20 protein-coding genes are annotated in these 20,221 nt (G+C 54.2%); 8 read left to right on the forward strand and 12 right to left on the reverse strand.

Going from position 1 to position 20,221, the window contains the following annotated elements:
* Nucleotides 1-408: 408 nt before the first annotated feature.
* Entirely contained in the window at nt 409-975 is a 567-nt protein-coding gene (gene gmhB / locus ACTJJI_RS09840; protein WP_063427534.1) for a D-glycero-beta-D-manno-heptose 1,7-bisphosphate 7-phosphatase, read from the reverse strand.
* A gap of 188 nt (nt 976-1,163) precedes the next feature.
* On the opposite strand from gmhB, the gene metN reads away from it, so the two are divergent.
* From metN to proS, 6 genes are all read left to right on the forward strand, one after another.
* A complete protein-coding gene (gene metN, locus ACTJJI_RS09845; RefSeq protein ID WP_014830731.1) occupies nt 1,164-2,195 on the forward strand; it encodes a methionine ABC transporter ATP-binding protein MetN in 1,032 nt (343 codons plus the stop codon).
* On the forward strand, nt 2,188-2,841 hold the full coding sequence (locus tag ACTJJI_RS09850; RefSeq protein ID WP_014830730.1) for a methionine ABC transporter permease MetI: 654 nt from the start codon (nt 2,188-2,190) through the stop codon (nt 2,839-2,841). The genes metN and ACTJJI_RS09850 overlap by 8 nt, the downstream gene beginning before the upstream one ends.
* A 41-nt stretch (nt 2,842-2,882) precedes the next feature.
* Nucleotides 2,883-3,698 (forward strand): methionine ABC transporter substrate-binding lipoprotein MetQ, encoded by an 816-nt coding sequence (gene metQ / locus ACTJJI_RS09855; RefSeq protein ID WP_014830729.1) that lies wholly within the window; start codon nt 2,883-2,885, stop codon nt 3,696-3,698.
* A 106-nt stretch (nt 3,699-3,804) separates the two neighbouring features.
* Nucleotides 3,805-4,209 carry an Rcs stress response system protein RcsF gene (rcsF, locus tag ACTJJI_RS09860; protein WP_014830728.1) on the forward strand — a complete coding sequence of 135 codons (405 nt, stop codon included), beginning with the start codon at nt 3,805-3,807 and terminating at the stop codon, nt 4,207-4,209.
* A complete protein-coding gene (tsaA, locus tag ACTJJI_RS09865; protein ID WP_014830727.1) occupies nt 4,206-4,913 on the forward strand; it encodes a tRNA (N6-threonylcarbamoyladenosine(37)-N6)-methyltransferase TrmO in 708 nt (235 codons plus the stop codon). Before rcsF ends, tsaA begins: the two co-directional genes overlap by 4 nt.
* 112 nt (nt 4,914-5,025) lie before the next feature.
* A complete protein-coding gene (proS, locus tag ACTJJI_RS09870; protein WP_014830726.1) occupies nt 5,026-6,744 on the forward strand; it encodes a proline--tRNA ligase in 1,719 nt (572 codons plus the stop codon).
* 50 nt (nt 6,745-6,794) lie between these two features.
* Here the strand turns inward: proS and nlpE are convergent, their stop codons facing one another.
* Genes nlpE through ACTJJI_RS09885 form a run of 3 tightly spaced genes read right to left on the reverse strand, consistent with a single transcriptional unit; the run spans nt 6,795 to nt 8,492 of the window.
* Nucleotides 6,795-7,493 (reverse strand): envelope stress response activation lipoprotein NlpE, encoded by a 699-nt coding sequence (gene nlpE, locus ACTJJI_RS09875; protein WP_440653888.1) that lies wholly within the window; start codon nt 7,491-7,493, stop codon nt 6,795-6,797.
* 34 nt (nt 7,494-7,527) lie between these two features.
* Nucleotides 7,528-7,950, reverse strand: a complete 423-nt coding sequence (arfB, locus tag ACTJJI_RS09880) for an alternative ribosome rescue aminoacyl-tRNA hydrolase ArfB (protein ID WP_046889287.1) — start codon at nt 7,948-7,950, stop codon at nt 7,528-7,530.
* Nucleotides 7,947-8,492, reverse strand: coding sequence for a YaeQ family protein (locus tag ACTJJI_RS09885; protein ID WP_014830723.1), 546 nt, complete (start codon nt 8,490-8,492; stop codon nt 7,947-7,949). The genes arfB and ACTJJI_RS09885 overlap by 4 nt, the downstream gene beginning before the upstream one ends.
* Before the next feature lie 196 nt (nt 8,493-8,688).
* Here ACTJJI_RS09885 and ACTJJI_RS09890 point away from each other — a divergent pair, with 196 nt between their 5' ends.
* Both ACTJJI_RS09890 and rof read left to right on the forward strand, forming a co-directional pair.
* Nucleotides 8,689-8,889: a YaeP family protein gene (locus ACTJJI_RS09890; protein WP_008501889.1), complete on the forward strand. Its 201-nt coding sequence runs from the start codon at nt 8,689-8,691 to the stop codon at nt 8,887-8,889.
* Nucleotides 8,876-9,136 (forward strand): Rho-binding antiterminator, encoded by a 261-nt coding sequence (rof, locus tag ACTJJI_RS09895; protein WP_014830722.1) that lies wholly within the window; start codon nt 8,876-8,878, stop codon nt 9,134-9,136. Before ACTJJI_RS09890 ends, rof begins: the two co-directional genes overlap by 14 nt.
* 28 nt (nt 9,137-9,164) lie before the next feature.
* Here the strand turns inward: rof and tilS are convergent, their stop codons facing one another.
* The 8 genes from tilS to lpxA form a co-directional block, all read right to left on the reverse strand.
* Nucleotides 9,165-10,451, reverse strand: a complete 1,287-nt coding sequence (gene tilS, locus ACTJJI_RS09900; protein WP_440653892.1) for a tRNA lysidine(34) synthetase TilS — start codon at nt 10,449-10,451, stop codon at nt 9,165-9,167.
* Nucleotides 10,452-10,509: 58 nt separating this feature from the next.
* Nucleotides 10,510-10,899: a VOC family protein gene (locus ACTJJI_RS09905; protein WP_013095668.1), complete on the reverse strand. Its 390-nt coding sequence runs from the start codon at nt 10,897-10,899 to the stop codon at nt 10,510-10,512.
* A gap of 65 nt (nt 10,900-10,964) precedes the next feature.
* Nucleotides 10,965-13,097, reverse strand: coding sequence for a lysine decarboxylase LdcC (locus ACTJJI_RS09910; protein WP_050859457.1), 2,133 nt, complete (start codon nt 13,095-13,097; stop codon nt 10,965-10,967).
* Between the two features lie 100 nt (nt 13,098-13,197).
* The gene (accA, locus tag ACTJJI_RS09915; RefSeq protein WP_014830718.1) at nt 13,198-14,157 is read right to left on the reverse strand and encodes an acetyl-CoA carboxylase carboxyl transferase subunit alpha; all 960 of its coding nucleotides are present in this window, start codon (nt 14,155-14,157) and stop codon (nt 13,198-13,200) included.
* Nucleotides 14,158-14,169: 12 nt separating this feature from the next.
* Entirely contained in the window at nt 14,170-17,652 is a 3,483-nt protein-coding gene (dnaE, locus tag ACTJJI_RS09920) for a DNA polymerase III subunit alpha (RefSeq protein WP_014830717.1), read from the reverse strand.
* Between the two features lie 38 nt (nt 17,653-17,690).
* Nucleotides 17,691-18,287, reverse strand: a complete 597-nt coding sequence (rnhB, locus tag ACTJJI_RS09925) for a ribonuclease HII (protein ID WP_046889292.1) — start codon at nt 18,285-18,287, stop codon at nt 17,691-17,693.
* Nucleotides 18,284-19,432 (reverse strand): lipid-A-disaccharide synthase, encoded by a 1,149-nt coding sequence (gene lpxB / locus ACTJJI_RS09930; protein ID WP_014830715.1) that lies wholly within the window; start codon nt 19,430-19,432, stop codon nt 18,284-18,286. Before lpxB ends, rnhB begins: the two co-directional genes overlap by 4 nt.
* Nucleotides 19,432-20,220 carry an acyl-ACP--UDP-N-acetylglucosamine O-acyltransferase gene (gene lpxA / locus ACTJJI_RS09935; RefSeq protein ID WP_013095662.1) on the reverse strand — a complete coding sequence of 263 codons (789 nt, stop codon included), beginning with the start codon at nt 20,218-20,220 and terminating at the stop codon, nt 19,432-19,434. The genes lpxB and lpxA overlap by 1 nt, the downstream gene beginning before the upstream one ends.
* Nucleotide 20,221: the final 1 nt, after the last annotated feature.

Below are 20,221 nucleotides of genomic sequence, written 5' to 3' on the forward strand. Positions count from 1 at the left end.
AGCGTTCAATCTGAGCCATGATCAAACTCTTCAATTTAAAAGTTTGATGCTCAATGAATTAAACTTCGTAATGAATTACGTGTTCACTCGTTGAGACTTGGTATTCATTTAGTGTCCGAAGACATTAAGAATCCATGTCACTTTGAGTGCCCACACAGATTGTCTGATAAATTGTTAAAGAGCAGTTGCGACGCGCTTCAGCGCTCTGTCGCGAGGTGGCGTATATTACGCTTTCCTCTTTCAGAGTCAACCCTGATTTTCAGGATTTTTCCTCTTCAACCGACCGGGTTGTTTGTGAAGTGATTCACATCCGCCGTGTCGATGGAGGCGCATTATAGGCAGCCGCCGGGGAATGACAAGCGGAAATATGCATTTTCATTTCAACCGCTCATCTTTTCACCAAAACGTCTATTTTTGGTGCTTTTTAATCGTTTCAGGCAGCTCGGCCAGACTATTAATCACCCAATCCGCTGCATTCTCTGCTTCAGGCGTCACGGGCTTGCCGGTGCGAACTAATACTTTGGTACCCACACCCGCCGCGGTTGCCGCCTGCATATCTTCCAGTTTATCGCCCACCATATAAGAAGCGGCCATATCAATATGCAGAAATTCCTGCGCCGAGATAAACATCCCCGGGTGCGGCTTACGGCAATCACAGGTCTGGCGATACTCGTCTACGGTTCCCTGCGGGTGATGCGGACAATAGTAGATGCCATCAAGATCAACACCGCGGTCAGCAAGTGACCAGTCCATCCATTCCGTCAGCGTTTCGAATTGCGCTTCGGTGAATTTGCCACGTGCAATGCCAGACTGGTTGGTGACAACCACCAGCGCATAGCCCATCTCTTTCAGCTGGCGCATGGCATCGATTACGCCTTCGATAAACTCGAACTCATCAATCTCATGGACATAACCGTGATCGACATTAATGGTGCCATCACGATCGAGAAAAATTGCGGGTACTGATTTTGCCACCGGTTTGCTCCTGAAAAAGGCATGTTCAGCTAGTATCTCATGAATCGCAGCGCAATAAAGTGCTCATCGCACAGAGTTGGATTGATTTAGACGTCTGGATGCCTTAACATCCGTTTTGTTTACGGTCATCACCCGTATCTGGCAGAAGAAAATGCCACGGCTAACTTACATACGATAAAAATAATCTAATGATTAAACTTTCCAATATCACCAAAGTGTTCCAGCAGGGGAACCGAACCATTCAGGCGCTGAACAATGTCAGCCTGCATGTTCCTGCTGGTCAGATTTATGGCGTCATTGGCGCATCGGGTGCAGGTAAAAGTACACTGATCCGTTGTGTTAACCTGCTTGAGCGCCCAACCCAGGGCAGCGTAGAAGTTGGCGGACAAGAACTGACCGCGCTCTCAGAAAAAGAACTGACTAAAGCGCGTCGCCAGATTGGCATGATCTTCCAGCACTTTAACTTACTGGCCTCACGCACGGTGTTCGGCAACGTTGCCTTACCGCTGGAGCTCGACAACACGCCGAAAGACGAGGTTAAGCGTCGCGTAACCGAACTGCTGGATCTCGTTGGTCTGGGTGATAAACATGATAGCTATCCGGCCAATCTCTCCGGCGGCCAAAAGCAGCGTGTGGCCATTGCCCGTGCGCTGGCAAGCAATCCCAAAGTGCTGCTGTGCGATGAGGCCACCAGCGCGTTAGACCCGGCCACCACACGTTCTATTCTGGAACTGCTGAAAGACATTAACCGTCGTCTCGGCCTGACGATCCTCCTTATTACGCATGAGATGGATGTCGTAAAACGCATCTGTGACTGTGTTGCCGTGATCAGCAACGGTGAACTGATAGAGCAGGACACGGTAAGTGAAGTGTTCTCGCATCCGAAGACCCCACTGGCGCAGCAATTTATTCAGTCCACACTGCATCTGGACATTCCGGAAGATTATCTGGAGCGATTGAAAACAGAACCTACGGCAGACAGCGTTCCGATGCTGCGTATGGAGTTCACCGGTCAGTCCGTCGATGCGCCGCTGCTTTCCGAAACCGCGCGCCGCTTCAATGTGAACAACAATATCATCAGCGCGCAAATGGATTACGCCGGCGGCGTGAAGTTCGGCATCATGCTGACGGAAATGCACGGCACCCAAGAAGAAACCCAGGCGGCAATTGCCTGGCTGCAAGAACATCACGTAAAAATAGAGGTACTGGGTTATGTCTGAGCCGATGATGTGGCTGCTGGTTCGCGGCGTTTGGGAAACGCTGGCAATGACCTTTGTATCCGGTTTCTTTGGTTTTGTGATTGGCCTGCCGGTCGGCGTACTGCTGTACGTAACACGTCCGGGTCAAATCATTGAGAACGCGAAGCTGTACCGCACGCTCTCTGCGCTGGTGAATATCTTCCGTTCTATCCCATTCATTATTCTGCTGGTATGGATGATTCCATTCACCCGCGTGATTGTCGGTACCTCTATCGGTCTGCAGGCGGCCATCGTTCCACTGACGGTCGGCGCTGCGCCGTTTATCGCGCGTATGGTTGAAAACGCCCTGCTGGAAATTCCAACCGGGTTGATCGAAGCCTCCCGTGCGATGGGTGCCACGCCGATGCAGATCGTACGCAAGGTTCTGCTGCCGGAAGCACTGCCAGGCCTGGTCAACGCGGCGACCATTACGCTTATCACCCTGGTGGGTTATTCCGCAATGGGCGGTGCGGTTGGCGCTGGCGGTTTAGGTCAAATTGGTTACCAATACGGCTATATTGGATATAACGCGACCGTAATGAATACCGTTCTGATATTGCTGGTAGTACTGGTTTATCTTATCCAGTTCTCTGGCGATCGCATCGTCCGGGCTGTTACGCACAAATAACGTTACACACAACACAAACTCGACGAGTTAAGGATAAAAACATGGCGTTTAAATTAAAGACCTTTGCAGCAGCAGGCGCGCTGATCGGCTCTCTGGCACTGGTGGGTTGTGGTCAGGACGAAAAAGATCCAAACCACATTAAAGTGGGCGTTATCGTGGGTGCGGAACAGCAGGTTGCTGAAACCGCTCAGAAAGTGGCAAAAGAGAAGTATGGCCTCGACGTTGAACTGGTCACCTTCAACGATTACGTTCTGCCGAACGAAGCGCTGAGCAAAGGCGATATCGACGCCAACGCCTTCCAGCACAAACCGTATCTGGATCAGCAGATCAAGGATCGCGGTTACAAACTGGTTGCTGTGGGTAACACCTTCGTTTACCCAATCGCGGGCTACTCCAAGAAAATTAAATCGCTGGACGAACTGCAGCCTGGCTCTCAGGTAGCGGTGCCAAACGATCCAACCAACCTGGGCCGTTCCCTGCTGCTGCTGCAGAAAGTGGGCCTGATCAAACTGAAAGACGGTGTTGGCCTGCTGCCGACCGTTCTCGACGTGACCGAGAACCCGAAAAATCTGAAAATTGTTGAACTGGAAGCGCCACAGCTGCCGCGCTCTCTGGACGATGCGCAGATTGCACTCGCGGTGATCAACACCACCTACGCCAGCCAGATTGGCCTGACCCCGGCAAAAGACGGTATCTTTGTTGAAGACAAAGATTCCCCGTACGTTAACCTGATCGTGACTCGCGAAGACAACAAAGACGCGGAAAACGTGAAGAAATTCGTTCAGGCTTATCAGTCTGACGAAGTTTACCAGGAAGCCAACAAAGTGTTTAACGGCGGCGCGGTTAAAGGCTGGTAATCTGACCTCAGTGTAATATCATCAAGACGGGCTTCTGCCCGTCTTGTCATTTGTGCAGTCAACTGATTCAATATCTGACGTTTTGATTATCCATTGAGGAATTATTATGCGTGCTTTACCGATCTGTCTTTTAGCACTGATGCTGAGCGGCTGTTCTATGCTAAGCAGATCTCCAGTTGAACCCGTTCAAAGCACTGCAACCCCGCCAAAAGCAGAGCCCGTGAAACCTAAAGCGCCTCGCCCTGCGCCGGTACGTATCATTACCAAAGCCGACGAACTTGTGGGCAAGCCTTTCCGTGAACTGGGTGAGGTGAGCGGTGAATCCTGTCAGGCAACCAACCAGGACTCCCCACCCAATATTCCGACAGCCCGTAAGCGTATGCAGATCAACGCGGCCAAAATGAAAGCCAACGCGGTACTGCTGCACAGCTGCGAAGTCACCAGCGGTACACCAGGTTGCTATCGTCAGGCGGTATGTATTGGTTCGGCGCTGACCATTTCGGCGAAATGAGTGCATTTCAGTTCGAACAGATAGGCGTTATCCGCTCTCCTTACAAAGAGAAGTTTGCCGTGCCACGCCAGCCAGGTCTGGTCACCAGCGGTGGCGGTGAACTTCACTTGGTTGCCCCCTATAATCAGGCCGATGCGGTACGCGGGCTCGAGGCGTTCAGCCACTTATGGGTTGTGTTTGTGTTTCACCAGACAATGGACGGTGGCTGGCGTCCCACGGTGCGCCCTCCTCGTCTTGGCGGAAATGCCAGGATGGGGGTATTCGCAACCCGTTCTACCTTTCGTCCAAACCCGATCGGCATGTCGCTGGTTGAGCTGAAGGGCATACGCTGCCAGAAAGATCAGGTGATACTGGAGTTAGGCAGCCTTGATCTGGTTGATGGCACGCCGGTTATCGACATCAAACCCTATCTGCCTTTTGCCGAAGCTTTACCGGATGCCAGGGCCAGCTATGCCCAACAAGCACCGCAGGCGGACATGCCGGTTCACTTCACGCCAGCGCTACTGACGCAACTTGGCCAACTGGAAAAGCGCTATCCCCGTTTGCGGGACTTTATCGTAGAAGTACTGGCACAGGACCCGCGTCCAGCCTACCGTAAAGAAGAGGAAGCCGGGAAAACCTACGCCGTCTGGCTGCTGGATTTTAATGTCCGCTGGCGCGTGACGGAGACCGGTTTTGAAGTGTTTGCCCTGGAACCCAGGTAATTTTCTTTTCCTCTCTTTTGGCATCTTTGCCACACTGGTAAACTAAACCACTTTTTTTGTGTCAGGCTGGTGTTTCAGCCTGTTCCAATCGTCGAAATGGAACCGTAACAACATGCGTACTAGCCAATATCTGCTCTCCACTCTGAAGGAGACACCTGCCGACGCCGAAGTCATCAGCCATCAGCTGATGCTGCGCGCCGGGATGATCCGCAAGCTGGCCTCCGGGTTGTACACCTGGCTGCCGACCGGCGTGCGCGTCCTGAAAAAAGTCGAAAACATCGTGCGTGAAGAGATGAACAACGCCGGTGCTATCGAGGTGTCCATGCCCGTGGTTCAGCCCGCTGACCTGTGGCAAGAGAGCGGCCGTTGGGAGCAATATGGCCCGGAACTGCTGCGCTTCGTTGACCGTGGCGAGCGTCCGTTCGTCCTCGGCCCGACGCATGAAGAAGTGATTACCGATCTGATTCGTAATGAGCTGAGCTCTTACAAACAGCTGCCGTTGAACTTCTTCCAGATCCAGACCAAGTTCCGTGACGAAGTTCGCCCACGTTTCGGCGTTATGCGTTCTCGCGAATTCCTGATGAAAGATGCCTACTCTTTCCATACGTCTCAGGAATCTCTGCAAGAGACCTACGACAAAATGTACGAGGCTTACAGCAAAATCTTCTCCCGCATGGGTCTGGATTTCCGTGCTGTACAGGCCGATACCGGCTCTATCGGTGGTAGCGCGTCCCATGAATTCCAGGTTCTGGCGCAGAGCGGTGAAGACGATGTGATCTTCTCTGATTCCTCTGACTACGCAGCGAACATTGAATTTGCTGAAGCACTGGCACCAAAAGAACCGCGTGCTGCGGCAACCCAGGAAATGACGCTGGTTGACACGCCGAACGCAAAAACCATTGCCGAGCTGGTTGAGCAGTTTGCGCTGCCAGTCGAAAAAACCGTTAAAACGCTGCTGGTGAAATCCACAGAAGGCAGTGCATACCCGCTGGTTGCCCTGCTGGTGCGCGGTGACCACGAGCTGAACGAAGTGAAAGCAGAGAAGCTGCCACAGGTTGCCAGCCCACTGACCTTTGCAACGGAAGCGGAAATCCGCGCCGTCGTAAACGCAGGCCCAGGTTCACTGGGTCCGGTGAATATGCCAGTGCCTGTTGTTATTGACCGCACGGTCGCTGCGATGAGCGACTTCGCCGCCGGCGCTAACATTGATGGCAAACACTACTTCGGCATCAACTGGGATCGCGATGTGGCAACGCCAGAAGTGGCGGATATCCGCAACGTCGTCGCCGGTGATCCAAGCCCGGATGGTCAGGGTACCCTGATGATTAAACGCGGCATCGAAGTGGGCCACATCTTCCAGCTGGGTGATAAATATTCCCGTGCGCTGAACGCTGCCGTTCAGGGTGAAGATGGCCGTAACCAGATCCTGACCATGGGTTGCTACGGTATCGGGGTAACGCGCGTGGTGGCTGCGGCGATTGAGCAGAACTACGACGAGCGTGGCATTGTCTGGCCGGATAACATCGCGCCGTTCCAGGTGGCGATCCTGCCAATGAACATGCACAAATCTTACCGTGTGCAGGAGCTGGCTGAGAAACTGTACGCAGAGCTGCGCGCGCAGGGTATCGAAGTGCTGATGGACGACCGTAAAGAGCGTCCGGGCGTGATGTTTGCTGATATGGAACTGATTGGTATTCCTCACACCATCGTTATCGGTGACCGTAACCTCGACAGCGACGAGATTGAATATAAATACCGTCGTAGCGGCGAAAAACAGATGATCAAGACCGGTGATATCCTTGATTACCTGGTGAAAGCCATCAAAGGTTAAATAAGAAAAACCCCGCCTGAGCGGGGTTTTTTTATGGCGCAATGACAGCGTTATTTGCTATTACAGTCTTCACCTGCCGCGAACTTCGCGTCTTTATCTGCCACCAGGGTTTTCACCAACTCGCCGCTATCCGGGTTTGGCTCCAGCGTAAAGTGACCGTCCACCGTCAGTAATACCGGCTTGCTGTCATTGCCGCGCGCGACCGCATAATCCCGCTCCAGTTGAGCGTTGTTCGCCACGCTCACCTTCTTACCTGTTGCGCAGTCTGTAAAGATGGCCGCATCAGCCATATAGAAATACATGCCCCGCATCGGCATCGGCGTGGCCGGCAGAGCCGCTTTCACCGGTGCCAGCGTATAGTTGAGCTGGGATTCAATCGGGTTGCCTTCACGGTCGAGCATCTCCATCCCCTCGCCTTTGGCGCGGAAATACGTTTTCTCACCGCTGGTATCTGTCAACACCAGCTTCTCGGCCGTGCGTGCCCATGTCCCGTAAGTCGCAAAAGAGGAGGGCTCTTTCGCGCCCTGATAACGCTGATTCATGACCCACGTACCGTCTTTTTGCAGGAACAGTGACGTCTCAATGCCTTCACAGTCGGCACAAGGCAGTACACCGCGCCAGCTCTGCTGCATTGGTTTTAATTCTTCATTCTGCGTTGGCTGCAGGACCTGCGTTTCCGAACGGTTGTTACACCCGAAAAGCGCAAAGAGCGTACTCACTGCCAGCGCTGACCATAATGTTTTTTTCACAATGAATTCCTTATGAAAATAGTGTTCCTTTTCGTCAATCCATAGGGCGACGAACTTTACCGCGTAGTGCTTTCACTGTGGATTTTTGGGCCTTCGACGACAACCGACGCTCTTTCGATGCGCGGGTTGGTCGCGTTGCCCGACGGCTTTTTTGCACCGCAGTTAATTCTTTTATCACCGCCACCAGCCTGGCAATCGCCGCTTCCCGGTTTAACTCCTGGCTACGGTACTCCTGCGCCTTGATCACAATGACACCGTCACTGGTGATCAGGTGATGACTGGCGGCGAGCAGACTTTCCTTATAATACTCTGGCAGGCTTGAGGCCCGAATGTCAAAGCGCAAATGGATAGCCGTTGAAGCCTTGTTAACATGCTGCCCTCCGGCTCCCTGAGCGCGGATGGCAGTGATCTCCAGCTCATTGTCGGGGATGCTGACGTTGCGGGACAACACAATCATGACGCAGGCTGCCACGCCGTCAAATGAATTTCCAGATTATTCTGAGAGTCAGAAAGCCAGATCGCGCCATCCTGAATCGTCGCCTGCAGCACCATCGTCCGGCTGGCGAACTCGCTCAGGTGCGCCAGTTGTTCATCATCCAGATACCAGACCGTGAGGTTTTTAAATTGTCCGCACTTGCTCTTGTTTTGCTGCCACCAGATTTCCGCAGCGCGTTGGTTATACGCGAATAGCGCCACTTCCGCAGACTGGGTACACGCCTTTTTAAGGCGACGTTCATCCGGCAGGCCGAGTTCAATCCATAAATCGATACCCAGATGATCGTTGCGCAGCCAGGCTTCTGGCTCGTCTTCTGCACTTAAGCCACGGGTAAACTGCAGACGCTCGTCGGCATATTTAATCCATGCCAGCAGGCGCAGCATCATGCGCTCCTGGGTTTCAGAGGGGTGACGCGCCAGCGTCAGTGACGCATCCAGAAACTGGTTGCGGTCAAGGTCAGCCACATTGACCACTGCTTTATAAATTGTCGCTTTCAGCGCCATGGGAGAACTCCTTTCGAATCAGGCGCACATTGTAGCGAAAACAGCGGCAAAAGGCTGTTACGCCGTGATGAATACGGCGCCATCAAGGCTCTGATATTGCTTAAATGAGTATGGTATAGTCACCTTGCTAAACCGAGTTTATCTTCGTAGGCTTAATGATATCTCACAGTAAGTCAGTGCGCTGGCGGGAGGGGATGTGAATAATTATTGTGAGCTAATTCGCAAACGGTATGCGGAAATCGCCAGCGGAGATCTGGGGTATGTCCCGGATGCGTTGGGCTGTGTATTGAAAGTGCTTAATGAAGTGGCCTCTGATGAGAGCCTTTCAGAATCGGTCAGGGAAAAAGCAGCGTATGCTGCGGCGAATTTACTGGTGAGCGATTATGTCGATGAATGATACTTATCAACCCATCAATTGTGATGACTATGACAACCTCGAACTCGCCTGCCAGCATCATTTAATACTGACGCTGGAGTTAAAAGATGGCGAAGTGTTGAAGGCGAAAGCCAGCGACCTGGTTTCACGTAAGAATGTGGAATATCTGATAGTGGAAGATGCCGGTGCGACGCGTGAGCTACGCCTGGACAAAATTGCCAGCTTCAGCCACCCGCAAATCGGCACCGTCGTGGTGAGCGAATCCTGATGTCATTAACGGGCAGCCTGGCTGCCCGTTACGCTTTCCACTCCAGACTTACACCCGTTTCTGTCCACCCCTCTTCTGTAATGAACACCCCTGCAGCCGCAATCAGCGTTTCACCGTAGAAAAGTAATGGGGTGGTATCTCGTAACCAGGGCGGCACATTGCACTCCTGCCAGATTTTTTTGAGCTTCCTTCCACCGTTACGTCCGACAATGTGCAGCATACCGCTGGCCTTAAAGCGCACGGTGACCGGTTCATCGGCTTTCGGTAAACGTACATGGCCGGGCGTCACCAGAGACAGGCTTCCGATATCACAGGGCAACACCAGCGGCTCATCATGCGACGGCCAGGCGAGCACCACGTCCGTAAGCGAGGGGATCGATTTAACCCACCAGAGCTCTCCTTTAAAGCGCCTGACGTCAAAACCGTTCAGGTGCACACACGGCGTCGCATCCTCCCGCGCCAGGGCGACTTCGTCCCAGATACATCCCAGCATGGCACGCGATGGCATTGTTGCATGGTGAGAGGCCAGCCAACGGCGCAGCAGTGCGGCCCGACGAACCGGACTCATCGCCTCCAGCGGCGCAATCGCCAGCGCCCCGTTTACGGAAATCACTTCAGCCAGTTGTTCACTCAGCAGCTCATCCAGCAGGCTCTCCTGTTCGGCACACAGCATGGCGCTTCTTGCTGTTGCGTCAGCAAAATGCGGCCAGCGTTCGGTCAGTAGCGGTACAACGCGCAGACGCAGGAAGTTACGGTCGTAGCTATCGTCCTGGTTACTTTCATCTTCGATCCAGCTCAGCTGGTATTCCCGCGCCCAGGCTTCCAGCGATGCGCGTGTCTCACCAAGCAACGGACGCAATAATTGCGTCCCGGCAAAATCAGAGCGTTCAGGCATGGCGGAGAGCCCTGCCGGGCCACTTCCCCGTTTTAGCGCCAGCAAAAAGGTTTCGCATTGATCGTCCAGGTGCTGTGCTGTGACCAGCGCTTCGCCTGGCTGTAATGCCGCGGCAAACGCAGCATAGCGCGCCTTACGCGCCTGGGCTTCAATCCCCAGCCCCTCGTTCCTGAGAATCACCCGTTCAATCACCAGCGGGATCCCCCAGGCCGAGCACACCGCTTCACAGTGCGACACCCAGGCATCGGCGTGCGGACTCAGCCCGTGATGGATATGCATCGCCCGGAGCTGAATATCAGGTTGTTGGTCGCGCCAGAGTTTGAGGCGATGAAGCAGCACAGTGGAATCCAGTCCACCGCTAAATCCCACCAGCAACTGGCGGTACGGTGAAACGGCTTGTGCAATAGCGGGTAGGGTCATAGAAAATTACACATAAAAAATGCCCGAACTGAGCGGGCATTATCACACAGGATGGCGCTTACTGCTGGTAAAGCTCCAGCGGAAGGCCGTCCGGATCGTTGAAAAAAGTAAACCGCTTATCGGTAAACGGATCGACACGAATCGCTTCGCACTTCACGCCATGCTCTTCCAGGTGTTTTACCGCACGATCAAGATCATCAACACTAAAAGCCAGATGGCGCAGGCCGCAGGCTTCCGGACGGGATGGACGCGCAGGCGGAAAAGGAAAAGAAAACAGTTCAATCACATATTGTCCATTTAACGCTAAATCGCCTTTCCAGGAGTCGCGCTCCACGCGATACGCTTCGCTTAACAGCGTAAAGCCCAGAATGTCGCAGTAGAAAGCCTTACTTTTCGCGTAATCGGTGGCAATGATCGCAATATGGTGAACCTGTTTTAAACCCAGCATAGCTTCTCCTTTTTATGATCCCTGAACGTTACAACCGAAAACCCGCACCTTGCAAGCGGCTACCTTTATTTTAGGACTCGCACCCAGTAAACCCCATGCTCATCACGTTTCGCACCGTGGATATCCGTCTCGAAGCCCGGATAGTGGCGCCCGACAGAGCAGAGCATCAGCAGGAAATCGAGCACCGCCCGACTCTCTTCGGTGATCATCTCCCCTGGCATCAACAGCGGAACGCCCGGCGGATAGGGCAGGATCATGTTGGCCGATACGCGTCCAACCAGATTTTCCAGCTCAACGGTTTCCACCTCCCCTTTCACCTGGCGCTGCCAGGCGTTGTGCGGGGTCAGTTTCATCTCAGGCAAGACGTCAAACGCCTGCAGCATCAGGCGCGGCAGATCGTGCTGGCGGATCAGCTTGTGGATCCCCTGGGCCAGATCCTGTATACGCATATTGCGATAAAAGTCAGGATCTTCGGCGTAGAGATCCGGCAGCATATTCTTTACCCGCAGGTTGAGATCGTACGCACGCTTAAACTCCATCAGACCGCGCAGCAGACCCATCGCGCGGGTTTTATCAATCCCAATGCTGAACAGGAACAGCAGGTTATACGGTCCGGTCTTCTCCACCACCACGCCGCGCTCATCAAGGAATTTCGCCACCAGCGCGGCGGGAATGCCTTCATCGCTCATGTTGCCCTGTTCATCCATGCCCGGTGTCAGGATCGTCACTTTTACCGGATCGAGGAACATATGGTCGGCATCGGCATCACGGAAGCCGTGCCACTCTTCACCCGGCGCGACTGGCCAGCATTCGGCCTCGTCAATCTCATCCGGCTGCCAGATATCAAAGAACCATCCGTCAGCTTCATCTTTTAACCGCTGGACTTCTTTGCGGAAATGCAGCGCGCGCTCAACAGAACGATTGATGAGACGCTTGCCCGGATTGCCGCGCAACATCGCCGCAGCTGTTTCAATAGAGGCCACCAGCGGATAACTTGGTGAGGTGGTGGTGTGCATCATAAAGGCTTCGTTAAACGTCTCTTCGTCGTATTCACCTTTGATATGAATAAGCGAGGCCTGGGAAAACGCAGCCAGCATTTTGTGCGTCGATTGCGTTTCGAAAAACACCTTGCCCGGCACGCGTTCACCGCTCATCCCGCTTTTTCCGGCATAGATGGGGTGGAAATTGGTATAGGGAACCCACGCGGAATCAAAATGGATCGAGGGGACATCCAGCGTCTGTTTGATCCAGTTGGTGTTGTACAGCAGCCCGTCATAGGTGGAGTTGGTGATCACCGCGTGGATCGGCCAGCTTGCCCCCGGGATCGCCGCGACCTTATTTTCGATGGCTGCGTGAGTGAATTCACGGCGCGGAATTCCCCCCAGGATCCCAAGCGCGTTACGCGTGGGCGACAGCCAGAGCGGCACGACATCGCTCATCATCAGCAGATGGGCCAGCGACTTATGGCAGTTCCGGTCAATGAGTAACGTACTCCCGGCTGGGGCGGCATACATGCCGACGATTTTGTTTGACGTCGAGGTGCCGTTGGTCACCATGTAACTCTGCTCGGCACCGAAGGTACGGGCGATGTACTCTTCGGCTTCCAGATGCGGGCCGGTATGATCCAGCAACGAACCAAGCTCGGTAACCGAAATCGATACGTCGGCTTTCAGCGTGTTGCCGCCAAAGAAATCATAGAACAGACAGCCTACCGGACTTTTTTGATAGGCCGTTCCCGCCATATGGCCCGGCGTGCAAAAGGTGTACTTCCCTTCCTTCACATAGGTAAACAGCGCCCGGGTAAATGGCGGCGTGATGTTATCCAGATACTCGCCGGTATATTGCTGAATGCGGGTCGCAATATCTTCAGCCACGCCGAGGGAGTATTCGAAAAACCACAGTGCCATACGCATATCCTGGGCACTGACATCCATGGTCGAGTGGGTATTGATAAACGCATACAGCGGGAGATATTCATTCAGCTTATTGATATCGCTGCACAGCTCCAGGTCGTATTCATCCCAGTCGAAGATCACGCCACAGATACGCGGGTTATGCTCAATGAACTTCAGCAAGTCAGCGCTGTTGTGCGGCCAGATCAACTGGTAGCCGCGTGACTGCAGGGCCTGCTCCAGCTCCTTGATGGGCTCATCTTTATAAAAGACGCCGTGTGGCCCCATAATGGCAATAATATTCACGGGCTTCCTCCTTAAAAAACATTAGCTAAGCATAGCCAGGGTAAACCGCAGGTATAAAAAAAGCCGCAACAGTGTGCGGCTTTTCAGATAATTGTGTAACTTACGCGTAACCGTAGGTCATCAGACGCTGGTAACGGCGGTTGAGCAGATCATCTTTGCTCAGCACATCCAGGTCGGCCAGATCGGCCAGCAACTGCGCTTTCAGGGAAGCGGCCATCACTTCCGGCTTACGATGCGCACCACCCAGAGGCTCAGGGATGACGGTATCGATCAGCTTCAGCTCTTTCAGACGCGGGGCAATGATACCCATCGCTTCTGCAGCCAGAGGCGCTTTGTCGGCGCTCTTCCACAGAATAGAGGCACACCCTTCCGGAGAGATAACGGAATAGGTGCTGTACTGCAGCATATTCACTTTATCACCCACACCAATCGCCAGTGCACCACCGGAACCACCTTCACCGATGACGGTACAGATGACAGGCACCTTCAGGCGAGACATCTCACGCAGGTTACGTGCGATGGCTTCAGACTGACCGCGCTCTTCCGCACCCACGCCAGGGTAAGCACCCGGGGTGTCGATAAAGGTGATGATGGGCATGTTGAAACGCTCAGCCATCTCCATCAGACGCAGGGCTTTACGGTAGCCTTCTGGTGCCGGCATACCAAAGTTACGACGGATCTTCTCTTTGGTTTCACGGCCTTTCTGATGGCCAATGATCATCACCGGACGTCCATCCAGACGAGCGATACCGCCAACGATAGCTTTATCGTCAGCGTAAGCGCGGTCGCCTGCCAGTTCGTCAAATTCGTCAAACGCCAGGCGGACATAATCCAGGGTGTACGGACGCTGTGGGTGACGCGCCAATTGGGCGATCTGCCATGCGCCGAGATCGGCAAAGATTTTGCGCGTCAGTTCTACGCTTTTCTCACGCAGACGATGCACTTCTTCGTCGATGTTAATATCCAGTTTTTCATCCTGACGGCTTACCGCTGTCAGAGAATCGATTTTCGCTTCCAGCTCAGCAATCGGCTGTTCGAAATCAAGGAAATTCAGACTCATAGTATTCCTGTATTAGTCAAACTCCAGTTCCACCTGCTCCGAACCAATGAGGCCACGGAGATCGTTCAGTAAACGATCGCTCGGAGAGACACGCCACGTTGCACCAAAGCGCAACCGCGCACGTGCATCCGCCCTCTGATAGTAGAGATGTACTGGAATTGTCCCCGAGCGGTGGGGTTCCAGAGACTGACGGAGTCGGTTTAAAAGCTGGTCATCAATTTGCCTGTCCGTCAGCGAGATAGCAAGCCCGCGAGCATATTTTTCCCGGGCTTCGTCAATGTCCATCACTTCGCGGGCGGTCATTTTAAGCCCCCCGCTGAAGTCATCAAAGCTGACCTGTCCGCTGACGATAAGTATGCGGTCTTTTTCCAGCAATTGCTGGTATTTATCCAGCGCGTCGGTGAATAACATCACCTCCAGACGCCCGGAACGGTCATCCAGGGTACAGATGCCGATACGATTGCCGCGCTTGGTGACCATAACCCTTGCAGCAATCACGAGCCCCGCAGCCGTGGTGATTTTACCACGTTCTGTCGGATGCATGTCTTTCAGCCTGTAGCCTCCGACATAGCGCTCAATTTCTTTGATGTACTGGTTGATCGGGTGCCCCGTCAGGTACAAGCCTAACGTTTCACGCTCACCATCCAGCACCACCTGTTCTGGCCACGGCAGACAGCTGGCGTAAGACTGCTCGATCTGCTCTGGCTCTTCCGCCAGCACGCCGAACATGTCCGCCTGGCCAATGGCTTCCGCTTTTGCGTGCTGATCCGCGGCTTTCAGCGCGTCGCCAAGCGAGTTCATCAGCGCGGCGCGGTGCGGGCCCAGCCTGTCGAACGCACCGGACATGATCAGTTTTTCCAGCACGCGGCGGTTCAGTTTTTTGGTATCGGTACGGGCGCACAGATCAAACAGCTCGCGGAAGTAACCACCGTTATTACGCGCTTCGATGATCGCCTCGATCGGCCCTTCACCTACGCCTTTGATCGCGCCGATCCCGTACACGATCTCCCCGTCGTCGTTAACGTGGAAATGGTAAAGACCCGAGTTAATATCCGGCGGCAGGATCTTCAGCCCCATGCGCCAGCACTCATCCACCAGGCCAACCACCTTCTCGGTGTTATCCATATCGGCGGTCATTACCGCCGCCATAAATTCAGCCGGATAGTGCGCCTTCAGCCACAGGGTTTGATACGACACCAAAGCATAGGCGGCAGAGTGCGATTTGTTAAATCCATACCCGGCGAATTTCTCCACCAGGTCAAAGATTTTCATGGCCAGCTCGCCGTCAACGCCGTTTTTCTTCGCGCCATCTTCAAAAATAGAGCGCTGCTTGGCCATCTCTTCCGGCTTTTTCTTACCCATTGCACGACGCAGCATATCCGCGCCGCCGAGCGTATAGCCGGAAAGCACCTGGGCAATCTGCATAACCTGTTCCTGGTACAGGATGATGCCGTAGGTTGGCTCAAGTACCGGCTTCAGGCTTTCGTGCTGCCACTGAACGTCCGGGTAGGAAATCTCTTCCCGACCATGCTTACGGTCGATAAAGTTATCTACCATCCCCGACTGCAGCGGTCCCGGACGGAACAGCGCCACCAGTGCGATCATATCTTCGAAGCAGTCTGGCTGCAGACGCTTGATCAGATCTTTCATGCCGCGGGATTCAAGCTGGAAGACCGCGGTGGTCTCCGAGCGCTGCAACATGTCGAAACTTTTCTTGTCATCCAGTGGGATGGCCGCGATATCCAGCGGCGGCTCGCCATTCTTCTCGCGGCGGGCGTTGATCATCTCCAGCGCCCAGTTGATGATGGTGAGCGTACGCAAACCGAGGAAGTCGAACTTCACCAGCCCGGCGTATTCCACGTCGTTCTTATCAAACTGGGTAACCGGGTGCTGACCGGCTTCATCGCAGTACAGCGGCGCGAAATCGGTAATTTTGGTCGGGGCGATAACCACGCCACCCGCATGCTTACCGGCATTACGCGTGACGCCTTCCAGCTTACGCGCCATGTCGATCAGCGCTTTGACTTCTTCGTCAGCTTCGTAGATTTCCGGCAGCTGCGGCTCAGCTTCAAACGCTTTTGCCAACGTCATCCCCGGATCGGGCGGCACCAGCTTAGAGATGCGGTCTACAAAACCGTACGGATGCCCCAGCACGCGGCCCACGTCGCGGATAACCGCTTTTGCCGCCATCGTACCGAAGGTAATAATCTGCGATACCGCGTCACGGCCATACATATCCGCCACGTGCTCAATCACCTGGTCACGTTTTTCCATACAGAAGTCGACGTCGAAGTCGGGCATGGAAACACGTTCCGGGTTAAGGAAACGTTCGAACAGCAGGTCAAACTCCAGCGGATCGAGGTCTGTAATCTTAAGCGCATAGGCAACCAGTGACCCTGCACCCGAACCACGTCCCGGACCAACCGGCACGCCGTTATCCTTCGACCACTGGATAAACTCCATGACGATCAGGAAGTAGCCCGGGAAGCCCATCTGGTTAATAACCTGAAGTTCAATATCCAGGCGCTCGTCATACTCCGGACGACGCTTTTTACGCTCTTCTTCATCCGGGAAAAGGAATTCAAGACGTTCTTCCAGACCTTCTTTCGATTTCATGACCAGGAAGTCTTCTGTGGTCATTTCCCCCGTCGGGAACTGCGGCAGGAAGTACTCACCAAGACGCACGGTGACGTTGCAGCGCTTGGCGATTTCGACGCTGTTTTCCAGCGCTTCAGGAATATCAGAGAAGAGTTCGCACATCTCCTCTTCGCTACGCATGTACTGCTGAGCAGAATAATTGCGCGGGCGCTTCGGATCGTCGAGAGTGAAGCCATCATGGATCGCCACGCGAATCTCATGAGCGTCAAAATCCCCGGCTTCAAGGAAGCGTACATCGTTGGTTGCCACCACGGGCAGCCCGCGCGCTTCCGCAAGCGCCACAGCAGCATGCAGATAGCTCTCTTCATCCGGACGACCAGTGCGGATCAGCTCCAGATAGTAACGATCCGGGAAGTATTCTTCGTAGAAAGACACGCACTGATCCACCAGCGCGCTATTGCCGCGCAGCAGGCATTTGCCTACATCACCCATGCGGCCGCCGGAGATCAGCAATAACCCTTCGTTCAGCTCCGCCAGCCAGTCTCTGTCAATCCATGGTCCCAGGGCGCCGTAACCGCGCTGGTAGGCTTTGGAGATAAGCAGGGTGAGATTCTGATAGCCCGTGTTATTCATCGCTAACACGGAAATTTGCGTCATTTCGTCGCCGAGCAGTTCGCTCTGCACATGAAAATCAGCACCGACGATGGGTTTCATCCCCGCCCCGTGTGCCGTTCCGTAGAACTTCACCAGACCACACAGGTTGGTAAAATCGGTGATCGCCAGCGCAGGCATGCCCAGTGAGGCCGCCTTTTTTACCAGCGGCCCGGTTTTCGCCAGCCCATCGATCATGGAGTAGTCGCTATGCACCCGCAGGTGTACGAAACGTGGTTCAGCCATCTTCAGATTCCGCGTTACTTAATTGCTTGCGTATTGATTCAGGACACCAGTCCCAGCGCGCGTTTCACCGGGCCAAAACTGCGCCGGTGATACTCGGTTGCGCCATGTTCAGCCAGCTTTTCCAGATGGAATGCTGTTGGATACCCCTTATGCTGAGCGAAGCCATACTGAGGGTAAGTGAGATCCAGCGCGGCCATTTCAGCGTCGCGGGTCACTTTGGCAATAATAGAAGCCGCACTGATTTCCGCGACCCGGCTATCCCCTTTCACTACCGCCATGGAAGGCACGGGTAATGCAGGGCAACGGTTACCGTCAATAAGAACATACTCCGGGGCAATTTTCAGCCCCGCCACCGCACGCTGCATCGCCAGCATGGTGGCATGCAGGATGTTCAACTCGTCGATTTCATGCGGCTCGGCACGCCCAAGGCTCCAGGCCAGTGCCTTGTCCTGAATCTCATCGAATAACGCCAGTCGGCGCTTCTCAGACAGCTTTTTGGAGTCGTTCAACCCGATAATCGGACGGGCAGGATCGAGGATCACCGCCGCGGTCACGACAGCGCCCACTAACGGACCGCGCCCCACTTCATCCACACCCGCCACAAGGTGGGTGTGAGGATAAATAAATTCCATCATCTTGCTAACTCCAGCACCGCATCAGCCGCTTGCTCATCGGCATTGCAGCGGATCTGCTGATGCAGTTCGCGGAACGTATCATGCATCTGGTGGCTGGTCTTGCCGTTGGCAAGCAGCGGTAACAGCGCATCGGCCAGCGCCTGAGGCTGACACTCGTCCTGCAGAAGCTCTTTCACCAGTTCACGCCCGGCGAGCAGGTTTGGCAGCGAAACGTACTCCGTCTTCACCAGGCGTTTGGCCAGCCAGAAGGTGAACGGCTTCATGCGATAGCCCACCACCATCGGACATTTCGCCAGCATGCACTCCAGGGCTGCCGTGCCGGAGGCCAGCAACGCGGCATCGCTCGCGACCATCGCCTCACGGCCTTTTCCATCCAGCAGATGGATGTGAAGATCCGGCGCTACCTCGGCTTTAATGCGCTCAAACTGCTCACGGCGTTTGGCATTCACCAGTGGCACAACCACTTCGAGATCGGGATACGTATTACGCAGAATTTGCGCGGTTTTCAGGAAGTCCGCGCTCAGCATCTCCACTTCTGCGCCACGGCTGCCCGGCAGCAATGCCAGACAGTGCGCATCATGGGGGATCCCCAGCACGTCTCGCGCTGCGTTTTTATCCGGATCTAACGGCATCGCATCCGCCATGGTATGCCCGATAAAACGGCACGGAACATTAAATTTGTCGTAAAACGCTTTTTCGAAAGGCAGGAAAGCCAGCACCAGATGGGTTGACCGTCCGATTTTGAAAACGCGTTTCTGTCGCCACGCCCAGACGGACGGACTGACGTAATGAATGGTTTTAATGCCCTGCTTTTTCAGATTCCCTTCGAGGGTAATGTTGAAGTCAGGTGCATCAATACCGACAAAGACATCGGGTTTAAGCTCGGTGAAGCGGCGGGTAAGATCGGCGCGGATATGCAGCAGACGACGCAGCCGCCCCAGCACCTCAACGATGCCCATCACGGCCAGCTCTTCCATTTCGTACCAGGCTTCGCAGCCTTCAGCCTGCATTAGCGGGCCTGCAACGCCAACAAAGCGAGCATCAGGTACACGAGCCTTAAGCGCGCGGATAAGACCGGCACCAAGAATATCGCCGGAGGTTTCTCCGGCGACCAGGGCTATCGTAAGCGGACGACTGTCGACCATTAACGAATCAGACCCCTTGTGGAACGGTCAAAGAATTCCATGAACGCGTTCACTTCAGGGTGCTTTTCCGCCAGCTCGGCAATTTCCGGCTTCGCCTCTTCCAGCGTTTTGCCGCTACGGTACAATAATTTATACGCGTTGCGAATAGCAGTAATCGCTTCACGACTAAAGCCACGACGCTTGAGGCCTTCGATGTTCACGCCAAATGGCGTGGCATGGTTGCCCTGCGCAATTACATACGGTGGGACGTCCTGCGCCACACCGGAGCATCCGCCGACCATCACGTGTGCACCAATGATGCAGAACTGATGGACTGCGGTCATACCGCCAATAATTGCGAAGTCATCAACCGATACGTGTCCTGCCAGCGTTGCGTTGTTGGCAAGAATACAGCGGTCACCTACCGTACAGTCGTGCGCGATGTGCGCATTAACCATAAACAGGTTATCGCTGCCCACCTTCGTCAACCCACCACCCTGTACTGTTCCACGATGAATAGTGACGCTTTCGCGGATACGGTTACGATCGCCAATTTCCAGACGGGTCGACTCACCAGCATATTTTAAATCCTGGTTAACTTCGCCGATGGAGGCGAACTGATAGATCTCATTATTGCTGCCAATGGTCGTATGACCATTCACGACAACGTGAGATTTCAGTACTGTACCCTCACCAATTTCGACATGGGGACCAACAATACAGAACGGGCCAATGTGGACATTAGCACCAATGATGGCACCGGTTTCCACAATAGCGGTAGGATGAATAAAGGCAGATTTATCAATCACG

The organism is Enterobacter sp. 22466 (genome assembly GCF_052044775.1).
Lineage (GTDB): Bacteria > Pseudomonadota > Gammaproteobacteria > Enterobacterales > Enterobacteriaceae > Enterobacter > Enterobacter dissolvens.

Excerpts from the sequence above, each read along its gene's own strand:
- metN (WP_014830731.1), top strand. The coding sequence starts at position 1,164 with ATGATTAAACTTTCCAATATCACCAAAGTGTTCCAGCAGGGGAACCGA.
- ACTJJI_RS09850 (WP_014830730.1), top strand. The coding sequence starts at position 2,188 with ATGTCTGAGCCGATGATGTGGCTGCTGGTTCGCGGCGTTTGGGAAACG.
- metQ (WP_014830729.1), top strand. The coding sequence starts at position 2,883 with ATGGCGTTTAAATTAAAGACCTTTGCAGCAGCAGGCGCGCTGATCGGC.
- rcsF (WP_014830728.1), top strand. The coding sequence starts at position 3,805 with ATGCGTGCTTTACCGATCTGTCTTTTAGCACTGATGCTGAGCGGCTGT.
- tsaA (WP_014830727.1), top strand. The coding sequence starts at position 4,206 with ATGAGTGCATTTCAGTTCGAACAGATAGGCGTTATCCGCTCTCCTTAC.
- proS (WP_014830726.1), top strand. The coding sequence starts at position 5,026 with ATGCGTACTAGCCAATATCTGCTCTCCACTCTGAAGGAGACACCTGCC.
- arfB (WP_046889287.1), bottom strand. The coding sequence starts at position 7,950 with ATGATTGTGTTGTCCCGCAACGTCAGCATCCCCGACAATGAGCTGGAG.
- ACTJJI_RS09885 (WP_014830723.1), bottom strand. The coding sequence starts at position 8,492 with ATGGCGCTGAAAGCGACAATTTATAAAGCAGTGGTCAATGTGGCTGAC.
- rof (WP_014830722.1), top strand. The coding sequence starts at position 8,876 with ATGTCGATGAATGATACTTATCAACCCATCAATTGTGATGACTATGAC.
- tilS (WP_440653892.1), bottom strand. The coding sequence starts at position 10,451 with ATGACCCTACCCGCTATTGCACAAGCCGTTTCACCGTACCGCCAGTTG.
- ACTJJI_RS09905 (WP_013095668.1), bottom strand. The coding sequence starts at position 10,899 with ATGCTGGGTTTAAAACAGGTTCACCATATTGCGATCATTGCCACCGAT.
- accA (WP_014830718.1), bottom strand. The coding sequence starts at position 14,157 with ATGAGTCTGAATTTCCTTGATTTCGAACAGCCGATTGCTGAGCTGGAA.
- dnaE (WP_014830717.1), bottom strand. The coding sequence starts at position 17,652 with ATGGCTGAACCACGTTTCGTACACCTGCGGGTGCATAGCGACTACTCC.
- rnhB (WP_046889292.1), bottom strand. The coding sequence starts at position 18,287 with ATGATGGAATTTATTTATCCTCACACCCACCTTGTGGCGGGTGTGGAT.
- lpxB (WP_014830715.1), bottom strand. The coding sequence starts at position 19,432 with ATGGTCGACAGTCGTCCGCTTACGATAGCCCTGGTCGCCGGAGAAACC.